The organism is Anaerocolumna sedimenticola (assembly GCF_009931695.1).
Lineage (GTDB): Bacteria > Bacillota > Clostridia > Lachnospirales > Lachnospiraceae > Anaerocolumna > Anaerocolumna sedimenticola.
The window spans coordinates 1,243,733-1,261,051 of the sequence record NZ_CP048000.1 but is presented as its reverse complement, the minus strand read 5'-3'; the positions used below and the strand labels follow the sequence as shown (position 1 = coordinate 1,261,051).

Genomic DNA, 17,319 nt, shown 5'->3' with positions numbered 1-17,319 from the left:
TTTTCATTGTTAAGATAGATAGACTTCCGTCTCCTCGTTATGATAAAAGCGTATAATCGGCTCACGCAATTTAGAAGGGTAAAAAAGTACAGTTTTAAGATTGTCAATAGCTATCCACTCAAGTCCTACCTGGTTCCGGTCCCCTTGGATTTTAATATTTTTAATCTCGCCTATGTATTCACATAAAAATACCAGGTCCACTCTGTGAAAGGGTTCTCCATCAAGCCCTTCCACAACAAATTTCAGAGATTTGGGTTCTATCAGAATACCTGCTTCTTCGGCAACCTCCCTTTTTACCGCTTCCGTTAATAATTCTTCCGATTCCTGCCCGCCTCCCGGCATAACATAATAGATTTCCCCGTTATCATCAATTTTACTTACTAATATTTTACCATCTTTAATTATCAGCGCTTTGGCTGAATTCCTGATAGGCCTGTCCATATTTTTTTCCCCCATATATTAAATTTATATTAGGATTCGAGTGTCAAAAGCCCCTTTTAAATTATGGTTCGTCAAGCTGCACCGTTTTATTTTTTGATTACGTGTTACAGAATATCACGCTGATATAAGGGTGCAGCTGTGCAAATTAACGAATGTAACTATTTGTATGGCTTTTGACACCAATTACCTATAATTAACATATTAATAAAAACACTCAATCGTCTGTAGTACCGTATTAAAATCCATGAATGTGATATCCTTAAATTTATCCGTATTTAAACCTGTATTTAATACATTCATAAAATCCTCGAAATTATAAATAGGATTAAGCTTCTCATCGGTCAGATTTTCTTTAATCGTTCCGGCCTTGGCAATCAGACATTGATATTGATATTCTTTATTAATGTATTTCGTATTATTTTCCGGATGGGCATAGACGAAATGCTGGGTGGGTGTCAAGGCAATTAGATTTTCTAAATAATCCGCGATTTCCGGATGTTCGGAAACCGGGAAGATGTGATGTATTTGACTGGCCAGATCCAACATATGGCGTTCCTCATAAACCTCACTTTTACCGTCCCTGTACACATCATTGTATTGCCTGACAATCTTTTTGGCTTTTTGTATTTTATAATCAGCCATTTTATTATCCGGCTTTAATGTCGCTTCATATTCTTCCCTGGTTTTTTCTTTGGGTTTTTCTGAATAAAGGTCTCTCCAGTTTTTCTGATTATACATGAGCATATCCTGGGTGATAATGTCTTTTGACATGGAGCCTTTTACTGTACCAAATTTCCGGTATTTACATGCCAAGGGATTTAGAACTTTTATAAATATCCGGTTACATTCCACTTCCCCGTTAATGGGTGTATATTTTATGGTAAAATCAGAAAATCCCTTTTTCATACTTAAAAATGTATTCTTACCCGGTGCATCAAAGAAAGCTTCAAATAAATAATAAATGTCACTGTCTCTAAGAACTTTCTCTATATACAAACATAGAAATAAAAAGGCATTTCTTTCCCGTATGCTGATGTATTCCAGCACTTCCCGGTTCCCTACGGTATAATAATTTCTGCCGCTTCTGGTTTCGCAGTTTAAAATCTTACTATAACCAAGGAGTTTTATCGGTTGTCCGAACCATTTGTCATATTCATTCTGGGCCGCATGTTCCGGGTTTGGTTTACGAAAGATCTCCTGGACATTATCTATGGTATACGGACTGTGCCAAATGTCTCCTACCGCAAATTCTTTCTTATAATCCGACTTGGTATGTTCCAGTATACAGTCAGCGATTAAGGATATTACATCCATGGTACATTTTTGGTCAATCCATCTTGCATCATGACTTTTCCGTATATCATAATCATACTGATTCAAAAAGTCTTTTATTAACTCTTCACTCAATTTATGTCTTCCTCCTTAGCAAGCCTTCCGAACCAGAAGCAGCTGTTACTATCCACATTTAATGATCTGGTTTGATAATTTCTTGCTATTTTATAAAATTCCCTGTATTCCCCGGTGGAAAAATATTTCATTTGGCACTCCGTTAATTCAACCGGTTTTTTTGGAATTAATACGGCCACGGAACCGTTTACAATGATATCCGGTTTCATTTTGGTAACTCTGGGTTTATAGGTCATATTAGGTGTTAAGTATACACTCAAATCATTAAAATATTTATAGACCGCCAGTTTTTCTGCCTCTGTTTTGTCCATATAAGCATCATATCCTTCTATATCGAGGATTTCCGTCCCATCGTCACTGATATTTCTGGATTTTAAGATCCGTATCATATCCTTTTGTTTTTCTAAGGTACTGTTGGTATTGGTAATCTGCCTGTCCCGGAATACGGTGAATATATCAAATTCCATTTTCTTTGCTATTTTATCAAAAAAGGCATTCCTGTAAATAATCCAGTAAGGAAATCTATTATCAAAAATATAGTTTTGCTTTTGTTCCAGTTCAAGATTTAAGGTCAACGATTTAATTTTCGTCTTATGCGGTTTATTCCGCGTATTAACCAGGATACAGATGGTTTCCACCAAAACCCCTTTAAATCCATTTTCTCCGAAATCTATAATACAATCGACTCTTAGCTGCTCCAGCATTTTTCTTGTAGCTTCAAATTCAGGGGTGTTAAGTAGCGCCTTGGGTGTAATCATAGCAACGAAATCACTTGTCTGGATTGCCTTTTCCAGAAAAAATTCAAATAAATTAGTCGTTACCTTATTGACATTAAACTCAATATAATCTTTTACGTCAGTTGCTTTCATCTTCGTAAACGGCGGATTTCCGATGGTCAAATCATAATGTTTCTCCCGGTATTTAAGAGAATCCGTATTGATAAACTTTAAGTGAATATTCTCAGGGATTTCCATCTTCTCCAATAATAATTTAAGAATCTCCAAAGCATCTTTATCAATGTCCACCACATCAATATTAACTTTGTGGATACTTTCATATTTTTTAAAAATAAACGGGAGGAAATTTCCCACACCTACCGATGGCTCAATCACATTGATTTCTTCCTTTTCAAAATCCGGTAATTCTTTAAATATCTCATTTACGATAAATTTATTGGTAAAATAAGCCGAATTATTTTCCCTTTTTGAATTAACTAACTCAGCGATTCTGGCTAAGGTAGCATTTCCTAAATTTAATTCATTCTGCCTGATAAATTTCTTTAAATTGTTTATATCTTTTAGGTCATAGTTTAATATAATCTTATTGATTTCCTGAGCCGATAAATGGTTTTGTGTGATAAATTTCTTAATATTGCAGGCAATCTGATGGAATATTGTGGTAGGCACTGCTTCCCCGATACTTTGCCTGATATTGATTTCTTCTTTCTTAAGCAATGTCAATTTCTCATCAATGGATAGTTTGTTTAGTTCCTTAAGCTCCATGTCACACCACTTAAATTCATAGGGAATCGTCATCAGCTCCATTAATTCCCGTATAGTAAATACCCGGTCCTCTTCCGGATGTACCGTATTCTGGCTTGCTAACTGATCGTTTCTGGTGTGTATACAGGGCGCAACTTTACTCCACACCTGCCTGGTGTATTTATCTCCGTTTTTTCTTTGATTCTGAACGATGGTATTATCAATCACTTTATGAGGCCGTTTCTCAAGCTCTTCATTATCAAAGGCACTTTCTCCTTCTTTTAAATCATGAATCCACTGCCTCATTTCTTCCGGATAAGTCCTGAACTGATGATAGAAATCTTTCGGTGCAAATTGTCCCCATTTTAATTTTGGTAAATGACCGATGACGTCCTTTAATACTTTTTCTTGCTTGTAAGTTGGGAACAGTTCGACCGGGGCGATAAATTCTGCCAAATGTTTTTCAACTCCGATTACTACGGTCCTTGTCCTGGAGGAGTTGGAGCCATAATTCTTAAAGTTTAGAATTTGGTTCATAATGATATAGTCCGTTCCTAACTCTTCCGTTATAACCTGCCCTATGGCTTTAATACTGCCGTCCGGTGCCGTACACCCTGTTTTCCAGAACGCTGCTACATTTTCAAATAGAAAGAAACGGGGTTTAATTTTTTTAATGATTTCCACACTTTCAACCACTAAACTGTTTCTTACGATTTCATTTTCCGCTTTTTTATGATTGGCAACAGACATACCCTGGCAGGGAGGTGTCGCAATAACTACATCAACTTTGTCATTACCCTCGGATTCCCATTTCTTAATCTCGGCAAAGATTAATTCCTTGGTTTCTTCTTTTGTAATATCCCCTTCAATATAACCGCCTGGGTTTTTACATTTCTGATTAAGCTTTTGAATATTTAATCTCCGATGAATGAGTTCATTTGTCGCTATACACTCAAAACCTGCCTGCTTAAACCCATAGCAGCCTACCCCTGCAGATGAAAATAAGCTTATGTATGTTAACGTATTATTTGCTATCATTCTAATTACCTCTTTATTCAAGTTTTTATCCTTGTTGTTTTTAATGAGTATATATCTTCCTTTTAGCTATGTTTCTCCCTGCAAAGATATGTTCGATTTTTATGTTTCTATTATAGCAATTTTTTTCCCAATCAACAAGCTTGATTCTTATAAGCTAAAAATTACCGTTAAAATGGGTATTTAGCTGCTCAAGTAAGTGCTTCATTTGGTTTGAAATACTGGATATTGTGTGGAGCAAAAAATCAAACTTTTTTGTCTATAATTACATTATATTTTTATTTTCATTTTAACAAATTAAAAGCAGATAACCGATTTATATAATCCCCAAAACCGGTATCTGCTTCTCACCTTTTCTATTTACTTTTCATTTCTTTATAACTCATACGGCCCTCCGGCTTACATCAACTCCATTTTACTTTGTTTGGCGGAAGCCGGGGCCGAATTTTTCCACACAAAAAAGCCCCTACCCAGCAGCTCCTACGTCTGCCAAACAAGGACTTTACAGTGCGCCTCCAGGGGCTCGAACCCTGGACACCCTGATTAAGAGTCAGGTGCTCTACCAACTGAGCTAGAAGCGCTTACGTTATGTTTTGAACGCAAAAATCATTATACTTGATAGTTTATTAAATTGCAAGCATATTTTTAGTTTTTTTTAAGATTTTTTTATGAATTATAAAAATTATGACGTTTTTCTACTGCATACCTTATAATACTTTATGAAAATACAAGGTATTATTCTTAAATTAGTGTCTATAAACCGCTGCAAGAAAGGCCATGTTACGTCTTCCTATCTTTCCTTCCTTACCTATTTTTTATAGGCAAATATTGTGTTGCTAAACTCAATTGACATAGTTTCGTTTTACCGATCCTATGTCAATTGATCTCACTAAAACTTTATTTATATTGATCCAGTTTCTCAACAACTTTTGATTTTGGTACGGCGCCAACTATGGTATCCACTACTTCACCATTTTTTAGAATTAATAAGGTCGGTATGGACATAACCCTGTACTTGCTGCTGGTACCCTGAGCCTCATCCACATTAAGCTTGCCGACTTTAACTTTGCCCTCATACTCATTTGCTATTTCTTCAATAATCGGCGCCATCATCTTGCATGGTCCGCACCAGTCTGCATAAAAATCTACTAATACCGGCATTTCTGATTTAAGTACCTCTGATTCGAAGTTTTCATCTGTAAATTTTAATTCCATTGTCTTTCCTCCTTTGATTAACAATCTGATTTATTTTAACTCTTCCTGTTATATAGAATGCCTCAGGCAAACCAGAATATGCACCATGATATCATGGCTAAATTTATCATTTTTTAGGTTTCTGTTTACCTTTGGTAATTAAACCTGCTACTTCATCCCAGGAACGTTTTATACGTATCGCTTTTTTATTCAGTTCAACATTACCGCCCAAAGCTTTCGAAAGCTGCGTTTTAAATGAATTTTTCATGCCATCTCACCCGAATCTTCCTTTTGTTATAATCATTATATGAAATGGCATAGTATTCCTCTACTTCTTTCTGACTTATCGGTATGCTACCAATCTGTGAATGGGATTTCCCATGGATGAGAACTTTTCTTCATATTCGGTTTTAACGTTACCTATAGCATATTCACTATGGTGTAAATCATAGGTATAATTACGTAATTTCCAGCCCGCTATTTCCACCTGTTCCAGGGAAAAATCAAATAAAACGCGGTTATCCGTCTTAAAAATAACTTCTCCGTCTGATTTTAAGAATTTATCGTATCTGGCTAAAAATTCTTTTGAAGTAAGTCTTCTCTTTGCATGACGGTCTTTCGGCCAGGGATCGGAAAAGTTTAAGTAGATTCTATCTATCTCGTTTTCATCAAATATATCGTTAATATATTCTGCATCAAATCGTATCAGCCATAGATTATTGAATTCCATTTCTTTCCTTTTTTCAACGGCACGGATTAAAACACTGGAGTATTTTTCAATACCGATATAATTAATATCCGGGTTAGCAAGTGCCAGCTGAACTAGAAATTTTCCTTTACCCATACCAATTTCTATATGAATAGGGTTATCATTACCGAAAAATTCATTCCATTTACCCTTTAAATTTTCAGGATCATGCACCACATATTCATTGGATGCTATTACTTCCCTGGAACCGGTTACATTCCTTAATCTCATAAAATTCCCATACCTTTCAATTAAAATTGTATTTAGGATTCGAGGGTCAAACGCCCAATTTAGTATTTTAAATGAATACGAGCGTATCTATATTCATTATACCTATAATTAAAGGGCTTTTGACACTCGAATTCTATTTAGACAATCACGAAACATTATTATTGCTTCTATATACCATACCGTTACTGCAATTTCAGATCCAAATCTGTACTATAGGGCAACTGATACTATAAACAGGTATCAATTGCATGATATATTCGGAAAACTATAATTTCCTAATTACCTAAAAATTCTATTATAAAGGGATAAAAACTGCTTTTACCCTAAAATGAAAGATGAAATACCGTTTTACATTATAACATAGAGTTGGAGAAAAACAATTAAAATATTAATTTGTGCAATTTGGCTATGGTAATTTCAAGGAAATATAGTAATATATATACATATCTATAAAATTGTTATATTTTGAATGTTTTACTTACTTTAGACTTAATAGGAGTAAGAGTGAAGGAATATTTGAAAAAGGAAGATTCCCATGTGAATTCTTTCACTCACTCTTTTTTATTTTTTAGCAGTATCACAGGCAGGCCTGCGATCTGTGTGATGGGTGACAAATATGGAAAAAGTAATTAATCTATTATATGATATTGAAGAAAAAGCTAATCAAATCGTCAAACGGGCTAATGAAGAAAAATCAAAATTACATGAAAAACTGCAAAAAGATATGGAAGCACTGGATAAAAAATTAGCTGATGATAATACCCTGAAGCTGGAAATATTAAAAATCCAGGCAGGAAAAGAATTAAATCAGGAAATGCAGTCCTTAACCGGCGATTGTTTGAAACATATCACTCTTATGGAAGAAAATTATCAAAAGAATCACACCGAACTTACAGATAAAATAGTTAAGGAAATTATCAGTTCATAAAGTCAGGAGGTATCTGATGGGTAATTTATTATCTTACAGCGGAATTGTTACCAAAATTAGGGCAATGCAGGCAAACCTTATAAGTTCCGAGGATTATCAGGCAATTGCCGATTTGGAATCGACTTCGGAATTTATTGCATTTCTTAAGAACCATCCCGGATACCGGGAAATATTTTATCATTATGATGAACATGTGTTACACCGTGGACAGGCAGAAAAGGTTTTTATTAATGGTTTATATCAGGATTTTTCTAAAATATATGAGTTTGCAGATCCGGAACAAAGAAATGATTTAAATTTTATTTTCTTTCGTTATGAGGTTGATGTATTAAAATCCTGTATGCAAATGATCTATACGAAAGTGAATGATTACAATTTAGATATATTTGCTCCCTTTTTTAACCGACATTCCAGTATAGATGTTAAAGCTTTGGCTTCCTCCCAAACCATAGATGAATATATAAATCATTTAAGAGCTACTCCGTATTATTCTCTGCTATATAACTTATCCAATGCCTCTGCTGCAACCCCTTTCGATTATCAGATGCAGCTGGATATCTATTATTATAAAAAAGTATGGCAATTAAAAGATAAACGACTAAACGGTGATAACCGTTTGGCATTTACTCAACGGCTGGGCTCTGAAATTGACCTGCTTAACATCCTGTGGTTATATCGTTCTAAAAAGTATTTTAATGTTCGCTCTGCCGACTCTTATGCCTATGTTATACCAATAACATATAAACTTACCAAAGAAAAATTAGTACAGCTTACGGAATCAGCGTCTATCGATGAATTTATCGCAGTAATTAAAACAACATATTATGAACATCTTATATCATCCCTGGAAGATGGTTCTATCGAAAATACCTGCCAGAAGTTGATAACTAAAATATATAAAGATAATACGTCCCTGTACCCTGCTTCCATGTCACCGGTTCATTATTACTTACATCTGAAGCAAATGGAAGTCCGCCGGCTGATTACCGCACTGGAATGTATCCGGTATAAGCTCGGCCCTCAGGATATATTAAAATATGTTCTGGCTTAGTTTTAAGGAGGTAAGAGAATGGTTGAAAAAATGAAATTTTTAAGCATTACCGGGCCAAAAAGTGATTTTGACCGAGTGGTAAATGTTTATCTGGGTAAATATGAAATTCATTTGGAGAATGCTTTATCCGAGCTCAAATCTGTTCATGACTTAAAACCTTTTATTGAGATAAATCCTTATAAGGATGTACTTCTTAAAGCAGAAGATCTTGTAGATAAATTAGATAAAAAAGCTTCCGCTTCCGTTAACAATTTATCACCCGGTGCCGCCTCTGATTTAATTTATTCCCTTACGGCTGAACTGGAGGAGCTGGAAAAAAGGAAAAATGAATTAAAGGAGGAAAGGGAACATCTTAGGGATTTGCTGTCGAAGATAATCCCTTTCCGGCACCTGGATTATGAGATAAATAAAATTCTGAATTTTAAATTTACGAAATTCCGTTTCGGCAGAATTTCCCACGAATATTTTAATAAGTTCTCCAGGTATGTATATGATAATTTAACTACCCTTTTTTTTGAATGTGACAGCGACGCAGAATACATATGGGGAGTATATTTTGTTCCTGCTGCCTATTCCGTTAAGATAGATGCCATCTATTCCTCTCTGCATTTTGAGAGAATTTATCTTCCGGCCGAATACGAGGGAACGCCGGAAGAAGCTTATAAATTAATATCAAATAAGCTGGATACGGTTCTTGATAAGATTAAAGAAATATCCGCACAGGAAAAAGAAAAGCTGGTGAATCAATCAAATGATATCCTTTTGGCATATGATACCTTAAGTACTTTTTCAAAGAATTTTGATGTAAGGAAATTAGCCGCCTGCACCAAATCCTCCGACAGTGACTTATTTTATTTTATCTTGTGCGGCTGGATGACGGAGGATAACACCAGTTCTTTCTTAAAAGAAATTGAAAATGATCCCAGCGTTTATTGCCTGTCGGAAGATAATCATGAAAGCATGACGACTAAACCTCCCACAAAGCTAAAGAACCACCGGCTTTTCAAACCTTTTGAAATGTTTATTCAAATGTATGGCTTACCTGCTTATAACGAAATTGACCCTACTTCTTTCGTAGCTATTACCTATTCCCTGCTTTTTGGCATTATGTTCGGGGACGTGGGACAAGGACTTTGTCTTGTTATCGGCGGAACGCTCATTTATAAAATTAAGAAAATGAACCTGGCGGCGATTATAGCCACCGCCGGAATTTTTTCTACTATTATGGGTTTTTTGTATGGAAGTATTTTTGGTTTTGAAGATGTTATTCCCCACCTTTGGTTAAATCCAATGGATAACGTTATGACCGTCCTGATGGCTGCCGTTGGTTTTGGGGTAGTTTTAATCTTAATTTCAATGATACTGAATATAATAAACGGCATAAAAGCAAAAGATACCGAAAAAATATTCTTCGATACCAATGGTGTTGCGGGCCTTGTATTTTACGGTGCGGCCATAACCTGTGCCCTTCTATTATTTACCGGCAAAACCCTCCCCGCGGCCATTATTTTAATTCTGTTTTTTGCCATACCGTTACTGCTTATCTTTTTCAGGGAACCCCTATCCCATATTATTGAAAAGAAAACGAAAATATTTCCGGATAATAAGGTCATGTTTTTTGTAGAATCCTTATTTGAATTATTTGAAATACTATTAAGTTATGTAACTAACTCTATTTCTTTCCTTAGGGTAGGTGCATTTGCTTTAAGCCATGCGGCTATGATGGGGTGGTTATGTTATTAGCAAATGCCGAATCTGCCAATCCGAATATTTTTGTTTTAGTATTAGGCAATGCTTTTGTAGCCGGAATGGAAGGCCTGATTGTTGGAATCCAGGTTCTGCGTCTGGAATATTATGAAATGTTCAGCCGTTTTTATAACGGAAACGGCAAGGTTTTTAAACCATATAAAAATAAATAATTGGGAATTGAGTATCAAAAGGCCATTTTATTGTTTCAAATGAATACAAGCGTATCCATTTCAATTCATTATTAAATATAATTTACCATACAACTATTACAGGAGGAGTTTATTATGTTGCTAAAAATAACTTTAATTGCAGCTCTGATTTTAAGCATTCTGATTCCGTTCGGAGCATTTTTACTTGGTGAAAAGAAAAAGGGTAATTTAAAAGCGGCACTTGCCTGCAATGCCTTATTCTTCTTTGGCTCATTAATAATCGCTGATATTTTATTATGGAACGGTCAGGTTTTAGCCGCGGATTCCGGAGCGGTTACTTCTGCTTCCTCTGAGGGATGGAGATATATGGCTGCTGCACTTGCCACAGGTTTATCCTGTATCGGCGGCGGTATCGCTGTTGCTTCTGCTGCTTCTGCTGCCTTAGGGGCGATGAGTGAGGATTCCAGTATTATGGGTAAAGCCCTGATCTTTGTTGCATTGGCGGAAGGAATTGCTCTTTACGGATTAATTGTTTCTTTTACCATTTTAGGTTAGGCCTTAAGGAGGGAATCCAATGCGTATGTTTCTCATCAGTGATAATGTGGATACCTATACCGGAATGCGCCTTGCCGGCGTGAACGGTGTAGTAATACATTCAAGAGATCATTTAAAACAGCAGCTGGATACTGTTTTAGCAGATAAGACCATCGGAGTTGTATTAATTACGGAAAAGCTAAGTGCGGAGTTTCCGGATATCATTAACGATGTAAAATTAAATCGTAAACTGCCGTTGATCGTTGAGATACCAGACCGGCACGGAACCGGCAGGAAACCCGATTTCATTACATCTTACGTTAATGAAGCTATAGGCATAAAAATATCTGACCCCAAAGGCCGCTGAAACAACCTAAGTAAAAATTTAAGTGAGGTGGGTTCATATGACTTTAGATGAAAAACTGGACCAGTTCTATCATGCCGCTATTGAAAGCGCTACAAATCAAAATATTCAGATAGTTGAAGAATATAAGAAATCACTTCAGGAAATCTATGATGAATATAAAAAAGAAGCTGAAAGAAAAGCCGACGCTCTTTACCGGGGTGAATCCGAAAAGCTGCTGCAGGAGAAAAACCGTACGCTTTCAACGGAAGCTATAAAGCTGAAACGAAAAATCAGTGACAAATCTGCTGAACTATCGGAAAAATTGTTTATGGAAGCGTCTGAGAAACTAAAAAGTTTCATAACTTCCCCCGATTATTTTATTCTTCTTTGCAATCAGATAATGGGAGCCGTGGATTATGCCAATGGAGAAGATATGACTATTTATATTAATCCCTCGGATGAGGGTTTAAAAGCTTCCTTAGAGGAAAAAACGAAAACCTCCTTAACAATCAGCACCAGAGATTTTATGGGAGGTATCAGGGCCGTCATCCATGGTAGAAATATATTAATTGACAATTCATTTTTAACTAAATTAGAAGAACTGAAAAGCTCATATATAATTCAATAATTGGCACTTATTCGTAATTGCCTAATTAAGCCAAATATGTAATTGCGAAATTATCTAGTTTTCTGAATATACCATACAATTTATACGAATTTCAGAGCTTCAGTTGCCTATGGGCAAAATTCAGCTCTGAAATTGTATTAATTGCATGGTAAATAGATGCAATAATGGTGTTTCGCAATTAGCTAAGTAAACCTAATAAGGAAAGGAGATTTTCCATTTATGATTAATACGGGCATAATATTCGGTATAAACGGTCCAATTATATATGTAGCTGGGAATCAGGGCTTTAAAATGGGGGAAATGGTTCTGGTAGGTAAGCAAAAATTAGTGGGTGAAGTAATTGGGCTTACGAAAAAAGAAACAACCATTCAGGTATATGAAGAAACCTCAGGATTAAAACCTGGAGAGGAAGTGACCTCTACCGGCGCCGCCGTATCCGTAACCCTTGCCCCGGGAATTATCAGTAATATCTTTGATGGTATAGAACGCCCTTTAAAGGAAATTCAATCACGCTCCGGCGCTTATATAACACGTGGAATCAGTGTGGAACCCCTGGATATCAATAAACTGTGGGATGTCCATATTACCGTTAAATCAGGAGATGAGCTGTATGGAGGCAGTATTATAGCAGAAGTGCCTGAAACTCCCGCGATACTGCATAAATCCATGGTTCCTCCGGGAATATCGGGTATTGTTACAAATGTTGTATCGGATGGCAAATACACCATTAACGATCCTATTATTACATTAAAAGATTTCTCAGGAGAGGAAAGGGTATTAACTTTGGCACAAAAATGGCCAATCCGTATTCCAAGGCCCGTAAATAAGCGTTTTTCATCTGACAGGCCTTTAATAACTGGTCAGCGTATTCTGGATACCTTGTTTCCCATAGCAAAAGGGGGAACCGCTGCCATACCGGGCGGATTTGGCACGGGAAAAACCATGACACAGCACCAACTGGCCAAATGGTCTGATGCGGATATTATTATATACATTGGATGCGGAGAGCGTGGTAATGAAATGACTGAAGTTTTGGAAGATTTCTCAAAGCTTGTCGATCCCAAATCAGGTAATCCTCTCCTTGACCGGACCACCCTCATCGCCAATACCTCCAATATGCCTGTCGCCGCGCGGGAAGCCAGTATCTATACCGGTATTACTCTGGCTGAATATTACCGTGACATGGGTTATCATGTAGCAATCATGGCTGATTCCACCTCCCGCTGGGCTGAGGCCTTGAGGGAATTATCCGGCCGCTTGGAAGAGATGCCCGCGGAAGAAGGATTTCCGGCTTATTTAGCCTCCCGTTTATCCGGTTTTTATGAAAGGGCAGGTTTTATGGAGAATTTAAACGGAACGGAGGGCAGTGTCTCCATTATAGGCGCCGTATCTCCCCAAGGTGGTGATTTTTCGGAACCGGTTACCCAGAATACCAAGCGGTTTGTCCGTTGTTTCTGGGCACTTGATAAATCTTTGGCATATGCCAGACATTTTCCGGCAATTCAGTGGCTTACCAGTTACAGTGAATATTTATCCGATCTTTCCCCCTGGTATACGGCAAATGTAGGAAGTGACTTTGTAGACTGCAGAAATCAGCTGTTAAGTATCTTAACCCAGGAAAGCCAGCTGAATGAAATCGTTAAATTAATCGGCAGCGACGTACTACCGGATGACCAGAAACTCATATTGGAAATTGCAAGAGTCATTCGTTTAGGTTTTGTACAGCAGAACGCTTATCACCCTTCCGATACCTTTGTACCTTTAACAAAACAGCTTAAAATGATGCAGACCATATTATATTTGTATACGAAAACGAAACAGCTAATTGCTATGAATATGCCTATGTCCGTTTTAAAACAGGAGGATATTTTCGAAAAGATTATTTCGATCAAATATGATGTGGCAAATGATGAGTTGGATAAATTTGATCATTACAGAGTTATGATTGATGAATTTTATCAACAAGTCTTACTTAAAAATGCGTAAGGAGGACTCCTATGTCAATTGAATATCTGGGACTTAGTGAAATTAACGGTCCCTTAATTGCCTTGGAGGGGATTCGGGATGCATCCTATGATGAAATCGTAGAATTATCCGTAGAAGGTAAGAAAAAAATAGGCAGAATTATAGAAGTATATGAAGATAAAGCCGTAATACAGGTGTTTCAGGGAACGGAGGATATGTCCTTAAATAATACTCATACAAAATTAACCGGACATCCAATGGAGTTGTCTCTTTCGGAGGATATTTTAGGCCGTATTTTTAACGGGGTTGGCCAGCCGATTGACGGTCTGGGTAATATCATCTCCGAGCTAAAGCGTGATGTAAACGGCCAGCCTCTAAATCCCTGTGCCAGAGAATATCCACGAAACTATATTAAAACAGGTATATCTGCCATAGATTGCCTTACAACTTTAATCCGTGGACAAAAACTCCCCATTTTTTCAGGTAATGGCCTTCCCCACGACCAGCTTGCAGCCCAGATAGTCAGGCAGGCTTCCCTTGGCGGAAGCAGTGATGAGGAATTTGCTATTGTTTTTGCAGCAATGGGTGTTAAGCATGATGTGGCAGATTTTTTCCGCCGTACTTTTGAAGAAAGCGGAGCAAGTTCCCATGTGGTCATGTATTTAAATCTTGCCAATGATCCGGTGATAGAACGTTTAATTACTCCCAGAGTGGCTTTAACGGCCGCAGAATATCTGGCCTTCGAAAAAGGAAAACATATCCTGGTTATTTTAACGGACGTTACCTCCTTTGCAGAGGCTATGCGCGAGGTATCTTCTTCCAAAGGAGAGATCCCCAGCAGAAAGGGTTACCCCGGTTATTTATACAGCGAACTTGCTACTCTGTATGAACGTGCCGGAATTGTCAGGGGTTCTAAGGGCTCCGTTACTCAGATACCCATTCTCACCATGCCAAATGATGATATAACACACCCCATTCCTGACCTTACCGGGTACATCACCGAAGGACAAATTGTTTTGGACCGTACCTTACATCAAAAAGCTGTATACCCTCCCATTAGTATTCTCCCCTCTCTATCCCGTCTAATGAAAGACGGCATAGGGCAAGGATATACAAGGGAAGACCATCAGGATCTGGCCAATCAGCTGTTTTCTTCCTATGCCCGGGTTGGAGAAGCCAGAAATTTGGCAAGCGTTATCGGCGAAGATGAACTATCTCCCGTTGATAAAAAATATCTTAAATTCGGTGCCGACCTGGAACAGGAATTTATTGCCCAGAGCCGGGATGAAGACCGTTCTATCCTTGATACCTTAAATAAAGGCTGGAAGCTGTTATCCATTTTGCCAAGAGAAGAATTAGACCGTGTTGATACAAAGATTTTAGATCAATATTATCATCTTTCTGCGGAAGTATTGTCAGAAAATGAATAACAAGATAATTGCGAAACAAGATATTTAAAGGAGATTTCTATGGATCCTAATAATTTTCCTACCAAGGGTAACTTAATATTAGCTAAAAACTCCTTATCTCTGGCAAAACAAGGTTATGAACTGATGGATAAGAAACGTAATATATTAATCCGCGAATTATTGGAATTAATTGATAAGGCCAAGAATATACAATCGGAAATTGATATTACTTTTAACGCTGCTTACCAGGCACTGCAGCGGGCTAATATTGAAATGGGTATACGTAATGTAGAAGATTTAAGCAGCACTATACCTGAGGAGACTTCCATTCTCATTAAGCAGCGGAGTATTATGGGAACCGATATTCCTTTGGTGGAGTTTAATAAACCAGATAATAAACCGACTTATTCTTTCTATAATACCAGGATATCTTTAGATGAAGCTACCAGTCATTTTATCAAAGTGAAAGAGCTGACTTTACGGCTGGCTATGATAGAGAATTCTGCTTATCGGCTGGCTGCTAATATAAAGAAAACCCAAAAGCGGGCTAATGCATTGAAAAATATAACCATTCCATATTTTACTGAATTAGCCAGAGATATTCAAAACTCATTAGAGGAACGGGAAAGGGAGGAATTTACCAGATTAAAAGTAATAAAACATAGACGTATGACAAGTTAATGCTACTATAATTACCAGTATGCAAACATAATATCTGAAAATAACCCAGTCAGGGGAGATACAAACAAATTTACCTTTCAGAGCTGCAGTTGTATTTACAACCTGGTAATTTTATAGTAAAATGAAAAGAATAAATTACTTATACCAGAGAAGAATACGGTGCATATATGAATAATAATGAGCTTTCCAAACATGCGGTACTTAGTTTATGGATTAAAGAGAATATCGCTGATAATACCTTTAAAATAGGAGATAAAATTCCGTCTGAGAATGAACTGGCTTCCCGGTTTATGATCAGCCGTCAGACAGTCAGACAGGCAATTGGTACACTGGTAGCTGAGGGTATCCTCATCAGGGAACACGGAAGAGGAACTTATGTTAATTTTCCGGGTAAAAAAGAACCTGCTGATAAAACCAAAAGAATTGGTGTTATTACTACCTATTTGGATGATTATGTTTTTCCAAGCATTATCCACGGAATTGAAGAAGTCTTAACAGACGGCGGTTATACCATGTCTCTTGGAATAACACACAATAAACCCTCGGATGAGGAAAATTGCCTGATTCAGATGATGCAGAGCGGAGTGGATGCTTTCATCGTAGAAGGTACGAAATCAGCCCTTCCAAACTTCAATAAACGTCTTTACGAGCAGATAAAAGAAAAAAATATTCCTACCGTATTTATTAACGGTTACTACACCGGTTATAATGATTCTTATATTATATTGGATGATGTAAAAGCCGGTGAAATGGTAGCAGATGTTTTAATTCAAAACGGCCATAAATATATAGGAGGTTTTTACAAATCAGACGACTTTCAGGGAATCAGGCGTTATGAAGGCTTATTAAAAGCGCTGAAAAAGAATAATCTTACCATAAATGATACTTCTATTATATGGTATACCACAGAAGACTATAAATATTACTTTGAAGGAACGATGGATCATATTATTTTGAACCGGCTTTCTGAGGTTACTTCCGTAGTTTGTTATAATGATCTGGTTGCTGCCTCCTTAATACGTCTCTTAAAGCGCAACGGCAAAAATGTTCCTGAGGATATCTCCGTGGTTAGTTTTGATGACTCTTTTTTATCCAAACAAATGGTTTTTAATCTAACCTCTATTGTTTACCCTGCAAAAAAAGTGGGAAAGAAAGCCGCACAAATTATATTGCAGCAGCTAAATGTATCGAAAAAACCGGAACATGTGGTATTTGAACCTATTTTAAAAATCCGGGATTCCGTTAAAAAATTGTAATTTATATTACTTGCTTTTTCAGGTGTTTTCATATACAATTAAAATACATTAACTTGTACGTACATCTTTACCTGCGTACTCTGTGA

Annotated in this window: 15 protein-coding genes, 1 tRNA gene and 1 pseudogene; 10 read left to right on the top strand and 7 right to left on the bottom strand. The window is 36.9% G+C overall.

The window, feature by feature from the left end:
• Positions 1-9: 9 nt before the first annotated feature.
• The 7 genes from Ana3638_RS05625 to trmB all read right to left on the bottom strand — a co-directional run bounded on the left by Ana3638_RS05625 (position 10) and on the right by trmB (position 6,537).
• Positions 10-441 carry an NUDIX domain-containing protein gene (locus Ana3638_RS05625; protein ID WP_161837152.1) on the bottom strand — a complete coding sequence of 144 codons (432 nt, stop codon included), beginning with the start codon at positions 439-441 and terminating at the stop codon, positions 10-12.
• A 201-nt stretch (positions 442-642) separates the two neighbouring features.
• Positions 643-1,848 carry a restriction endonuclease gene (locus tag Ana3638_RS05620; protein WP_161837151.1) on the bottom strand — a complete coding sequence of 402 codons (1,206 nt, stop codon included), beginning with the start codon at positions 1,846-1,848 and terminating at the stop codon, positions 643-645.
• On the bottom strand, positions 1,845-4,367 hold the full coding sequence (dcm, locus tag Ana3638_RS05615) for a DNA (cytosine-5-)-methyltransferase (protein ID WP_161837150.1): 2,523 nt from the start codon (positions 4,365-4,367) through the stop codon (positions 1,845-1,847). The genes Ana3638_RS05620 and dcm overlap by 4 nt, the downstream gene beginning before the upstream one ends.
• Positions 4,368-4,872: 505 nt before the next feature.
• Positions 4,873-4,945: transfer RNA gene (locus Ana3638_RS05610), tRNA-Lys, on the bottom strand.
• Between the two features lie 316 nt (positions 4,946-5,261).
• Positions 5,262-5,579, bottom strand: coding sequence for a thioredoxin (gene trxA, locus Ana3638_RS05605; RefSeq protein ID WP_161837149.1), 318 nt, complete (start codon positions 5,577-5,579; stop codon positions 5,262-5,264).
• 106 nt (positions 5,580-5,685) lie between these two features.
• Positions 5,686-5,826, bottom strand: coding sequence for a hypothetical protein (locus tag Ana3638_RS05600; RefSeq protein ID WP_161837148.1), 141 nt, complete (start codon positions 5,824-5,826; stop codon positions 5,686-5,688).
• Between the two features lie 75 nt (positions 5,827-5,901).
• A complete protein-coding gene (gene trmB / locus Ana3638_RS05595; protein ID WP_161837147.1) occupies positions 5,902-6,537 on the bottom strand; it encodes a tRNA (guanosine(46)-N7)-methyltransferase TrmB in 636 nt (211 codons plus the stop codon).
• Positions 6,538-7,153: 616 nt separating this feature from the next.
• On the opposite strand from trmB, the gene Ana3638_RS05590 reads away from it, so the two are divergent.
• The 10 genes and pseudogenes from Ana3638_RS05590 to Ana3638_RS05545 all read left to right on the top strand — a co-directional run bounded on the left by Ana3638_RS05590 (position 7,154) and on the right by Ana3638_RS05545 (position 17,233).
• Entirely contained in the window at positions 7,154-7,465 is a 312-nt protein-coding gene (locus Ana3638_RS05590) for a hypothetical protein (protein ID WP_161837146.1), read from the top strand.
• Between the two features lie 16 nt (positions 7,466-7,481).
• Positions 7,482-8,516, top strand: a complete 1,035-nt coding sequence (locus Ana3638_RS05585; protein WP_161837145.1) for a V0D/AC39 family V-type ATPase subunit — start codon at positions 7,482-7,484, stop codon at positions 8,514-8,516.
• A gap of 18 nt (positions 8,517-8,534) precedes the next feature.
• Positions 8,535-10,435 (top strand): annotated as a pseudogene (locus Ana3638_RS05580) (V-type ATP synthase subunit I).
• A 114-nt stretch (positions 10,436-10,549) separates the two neighbouring features.
• Positions 10,550-10,969, top strand: a complete 420-nt coding sequence (locus tag Ana3638_RS05575; protein WP_161837144.1) for an ATP synthase subunit C — start codon at positions 10,550-10,552, stop codon at positions 10,967-10,969.
• A gap of 19 nt (positions 10,970-10,988) precedes the next feature.
• Entirely contained in the window at positions 10,989-11,315 is a 327-nt protein-coding gene (locus Ana3638_RS05570) for a V-type ATP synthase subunit F (RefSeq protein ID WP_161837143.1), read from the top strand.
• Positions 11,316-11,352: 37 nt separating this feature from the next.
• A complete protein-coding gene (locus Ana3638_RS05565) occupies positions 11,353-11,922 on the top strand; it encodes a V-type ATP synthase subunit E (RefSeq protein WP_161837142.1) in 570 nt (189 codons plus the stop codon).
• A 219-nt stretch (positions 11,923-12,141) separates the two neighbouring features.
• Positions 12,142-13,908 carry a V-type ATP synthase subunit A gene (locus tag Ana3638_RS05560; RefSeq protein WP_161837141.1) on the top strand — a complete coding sequence of 589 codons (1,767 nt, stop codon included), beginning with the start codon at positions 12,142-12,144 and terminating at the stop codon, positions 13,906-13,908.
• An 11-nt stretch (positions 13,909-13,919) separates the two neighbouring features.
• A complete protein-coding gene (locus Ana3638_RS05555; RefSeq protein WP_161837140.1) occupies positions 13,920-15,317 on the top strand; it encodes a V-type ATP synthase subunit B in 1,398 nt (465 codons plus the stop codon).
• A 39-nt stretch (positions 15,318-15,356) separates the two neighbouring features.
• Positions 15,357-15,977 carry a V-type ATP synthase subunit D gene (locus Ana3638_RS05550; RefSeq protein WP_161837139.1) on the top strand — a complete coding sequence of 207 codons (621 nt, stop codon included), beginning with the start codon at positions 15,357-15,359 and terminating at the stop codon, positions 15,975-15,977.
• Between the two features lie 167 nt (positions 15,978-16,144).
• Positions 16,145-17,233 (top strand): GntR family transcriptional regulator, encoded by a 1,089-nt coding sequence (locus Ana3638_RS05545; protein ID WP_161837138.1) that lies wholly within the window; start codon positions 16,145-16,147, stop codon positions 17,231-17,233.
• Positions 17,234-17,319 lie beyond the last annotated feature (86 nt).

Coding starts and splice junctions, on each gene's coding strand:
- Ana3638_RS05625 (WP_161837152.1), bottom strand. CDS start 441: ATGGACAGGCCTATCAGGAATTCAGCCAAAGCGCTGATAATTAAAGAT.
- dcm (WP_161837150.1), bottom strand. CDS start 4,367: ATGATAGCAAATAATACGTTAACATACATAAGCTTATTTTCATCTGCA.
- trxA (WP_161837149.1), bottom strand. CDS start 5,579: ATGGAATTAAAATTTACAGATGAAAACTTCGAATCAGAGGTACTTAAA.
- Ana3638_RS05600 (WP_161837148.1), bottom strand. CDS start 5,826: ATGAAAAATTCATTTAAAACGCAGCTTTCGAAAGCTTTGGGCGGTAAT.
- trmB (WP_161837147.1), bottom strand. CDS start 6,537: ATGAGATTAAGGAATGTAACCGGTTCCAGGGAAGTAATAGCATCCAAT.
- Ana3638_RS05590 (WP_161837146.1), top strand. CDS start 7,154: ATGGAAAAAGTAATTAATCTATTATATGATATTGAAGAAAAAGCTAAT.
- Ana3638_RS05585 (WP_161837145.1), top strand. CDS start 7,482: ATGGGTAATTTATTATCTTACAGCGGAATTGTTACCAAAATTAGGGCA.
- Ana3638_RS05575 (WP_161837144.1), top strand. CDS start 10,550: ATGTTGCTAAAAATAACTTTAATTGCAGCTCTGATTTTAAGCATTCTG.
- Ana3638_RS05570 (WP_161837143.1), top strand. CDS start 10,989: ATGCGTATGTTTCTCATCAGTGATAATGTGGATACCTATACCGGAATG.
- Ana3638_RS05565 (WP_161837142.1), top strand. CDS start 11,353: ATGACTTTAGATGAAAAACTGGACCAGTTCTATCATGCCGCTATTGAA.
- Ana3638_RS05560 (WP_161837141.1), top strand. CDS start 12,142: ATGATTAATACGGGCATAATATTCGGTATAAACGGTCCAATTATATAT.
- Ana3638_RS05555 (WP_161837140.1), top strand. CDS start 13,920: ATGTCAATTGAATATCTGGGACTTAGTGAAATTAACGGTCCCTTAATT.
- Ana3638_RS05550 (WP_161837139.1), top strand. CDS start 15,357: ATGGATCCTAATAATTTTCCTACCAAGGGTAACTTAATATTAGCTAAA.
- Ana3638_RS05545 (WP_161837138.1), top strand. CDS start 16,145: ATGAATAATAATGAGCTTTCCAAACATGCGGTACTTAGTTTATGGATT.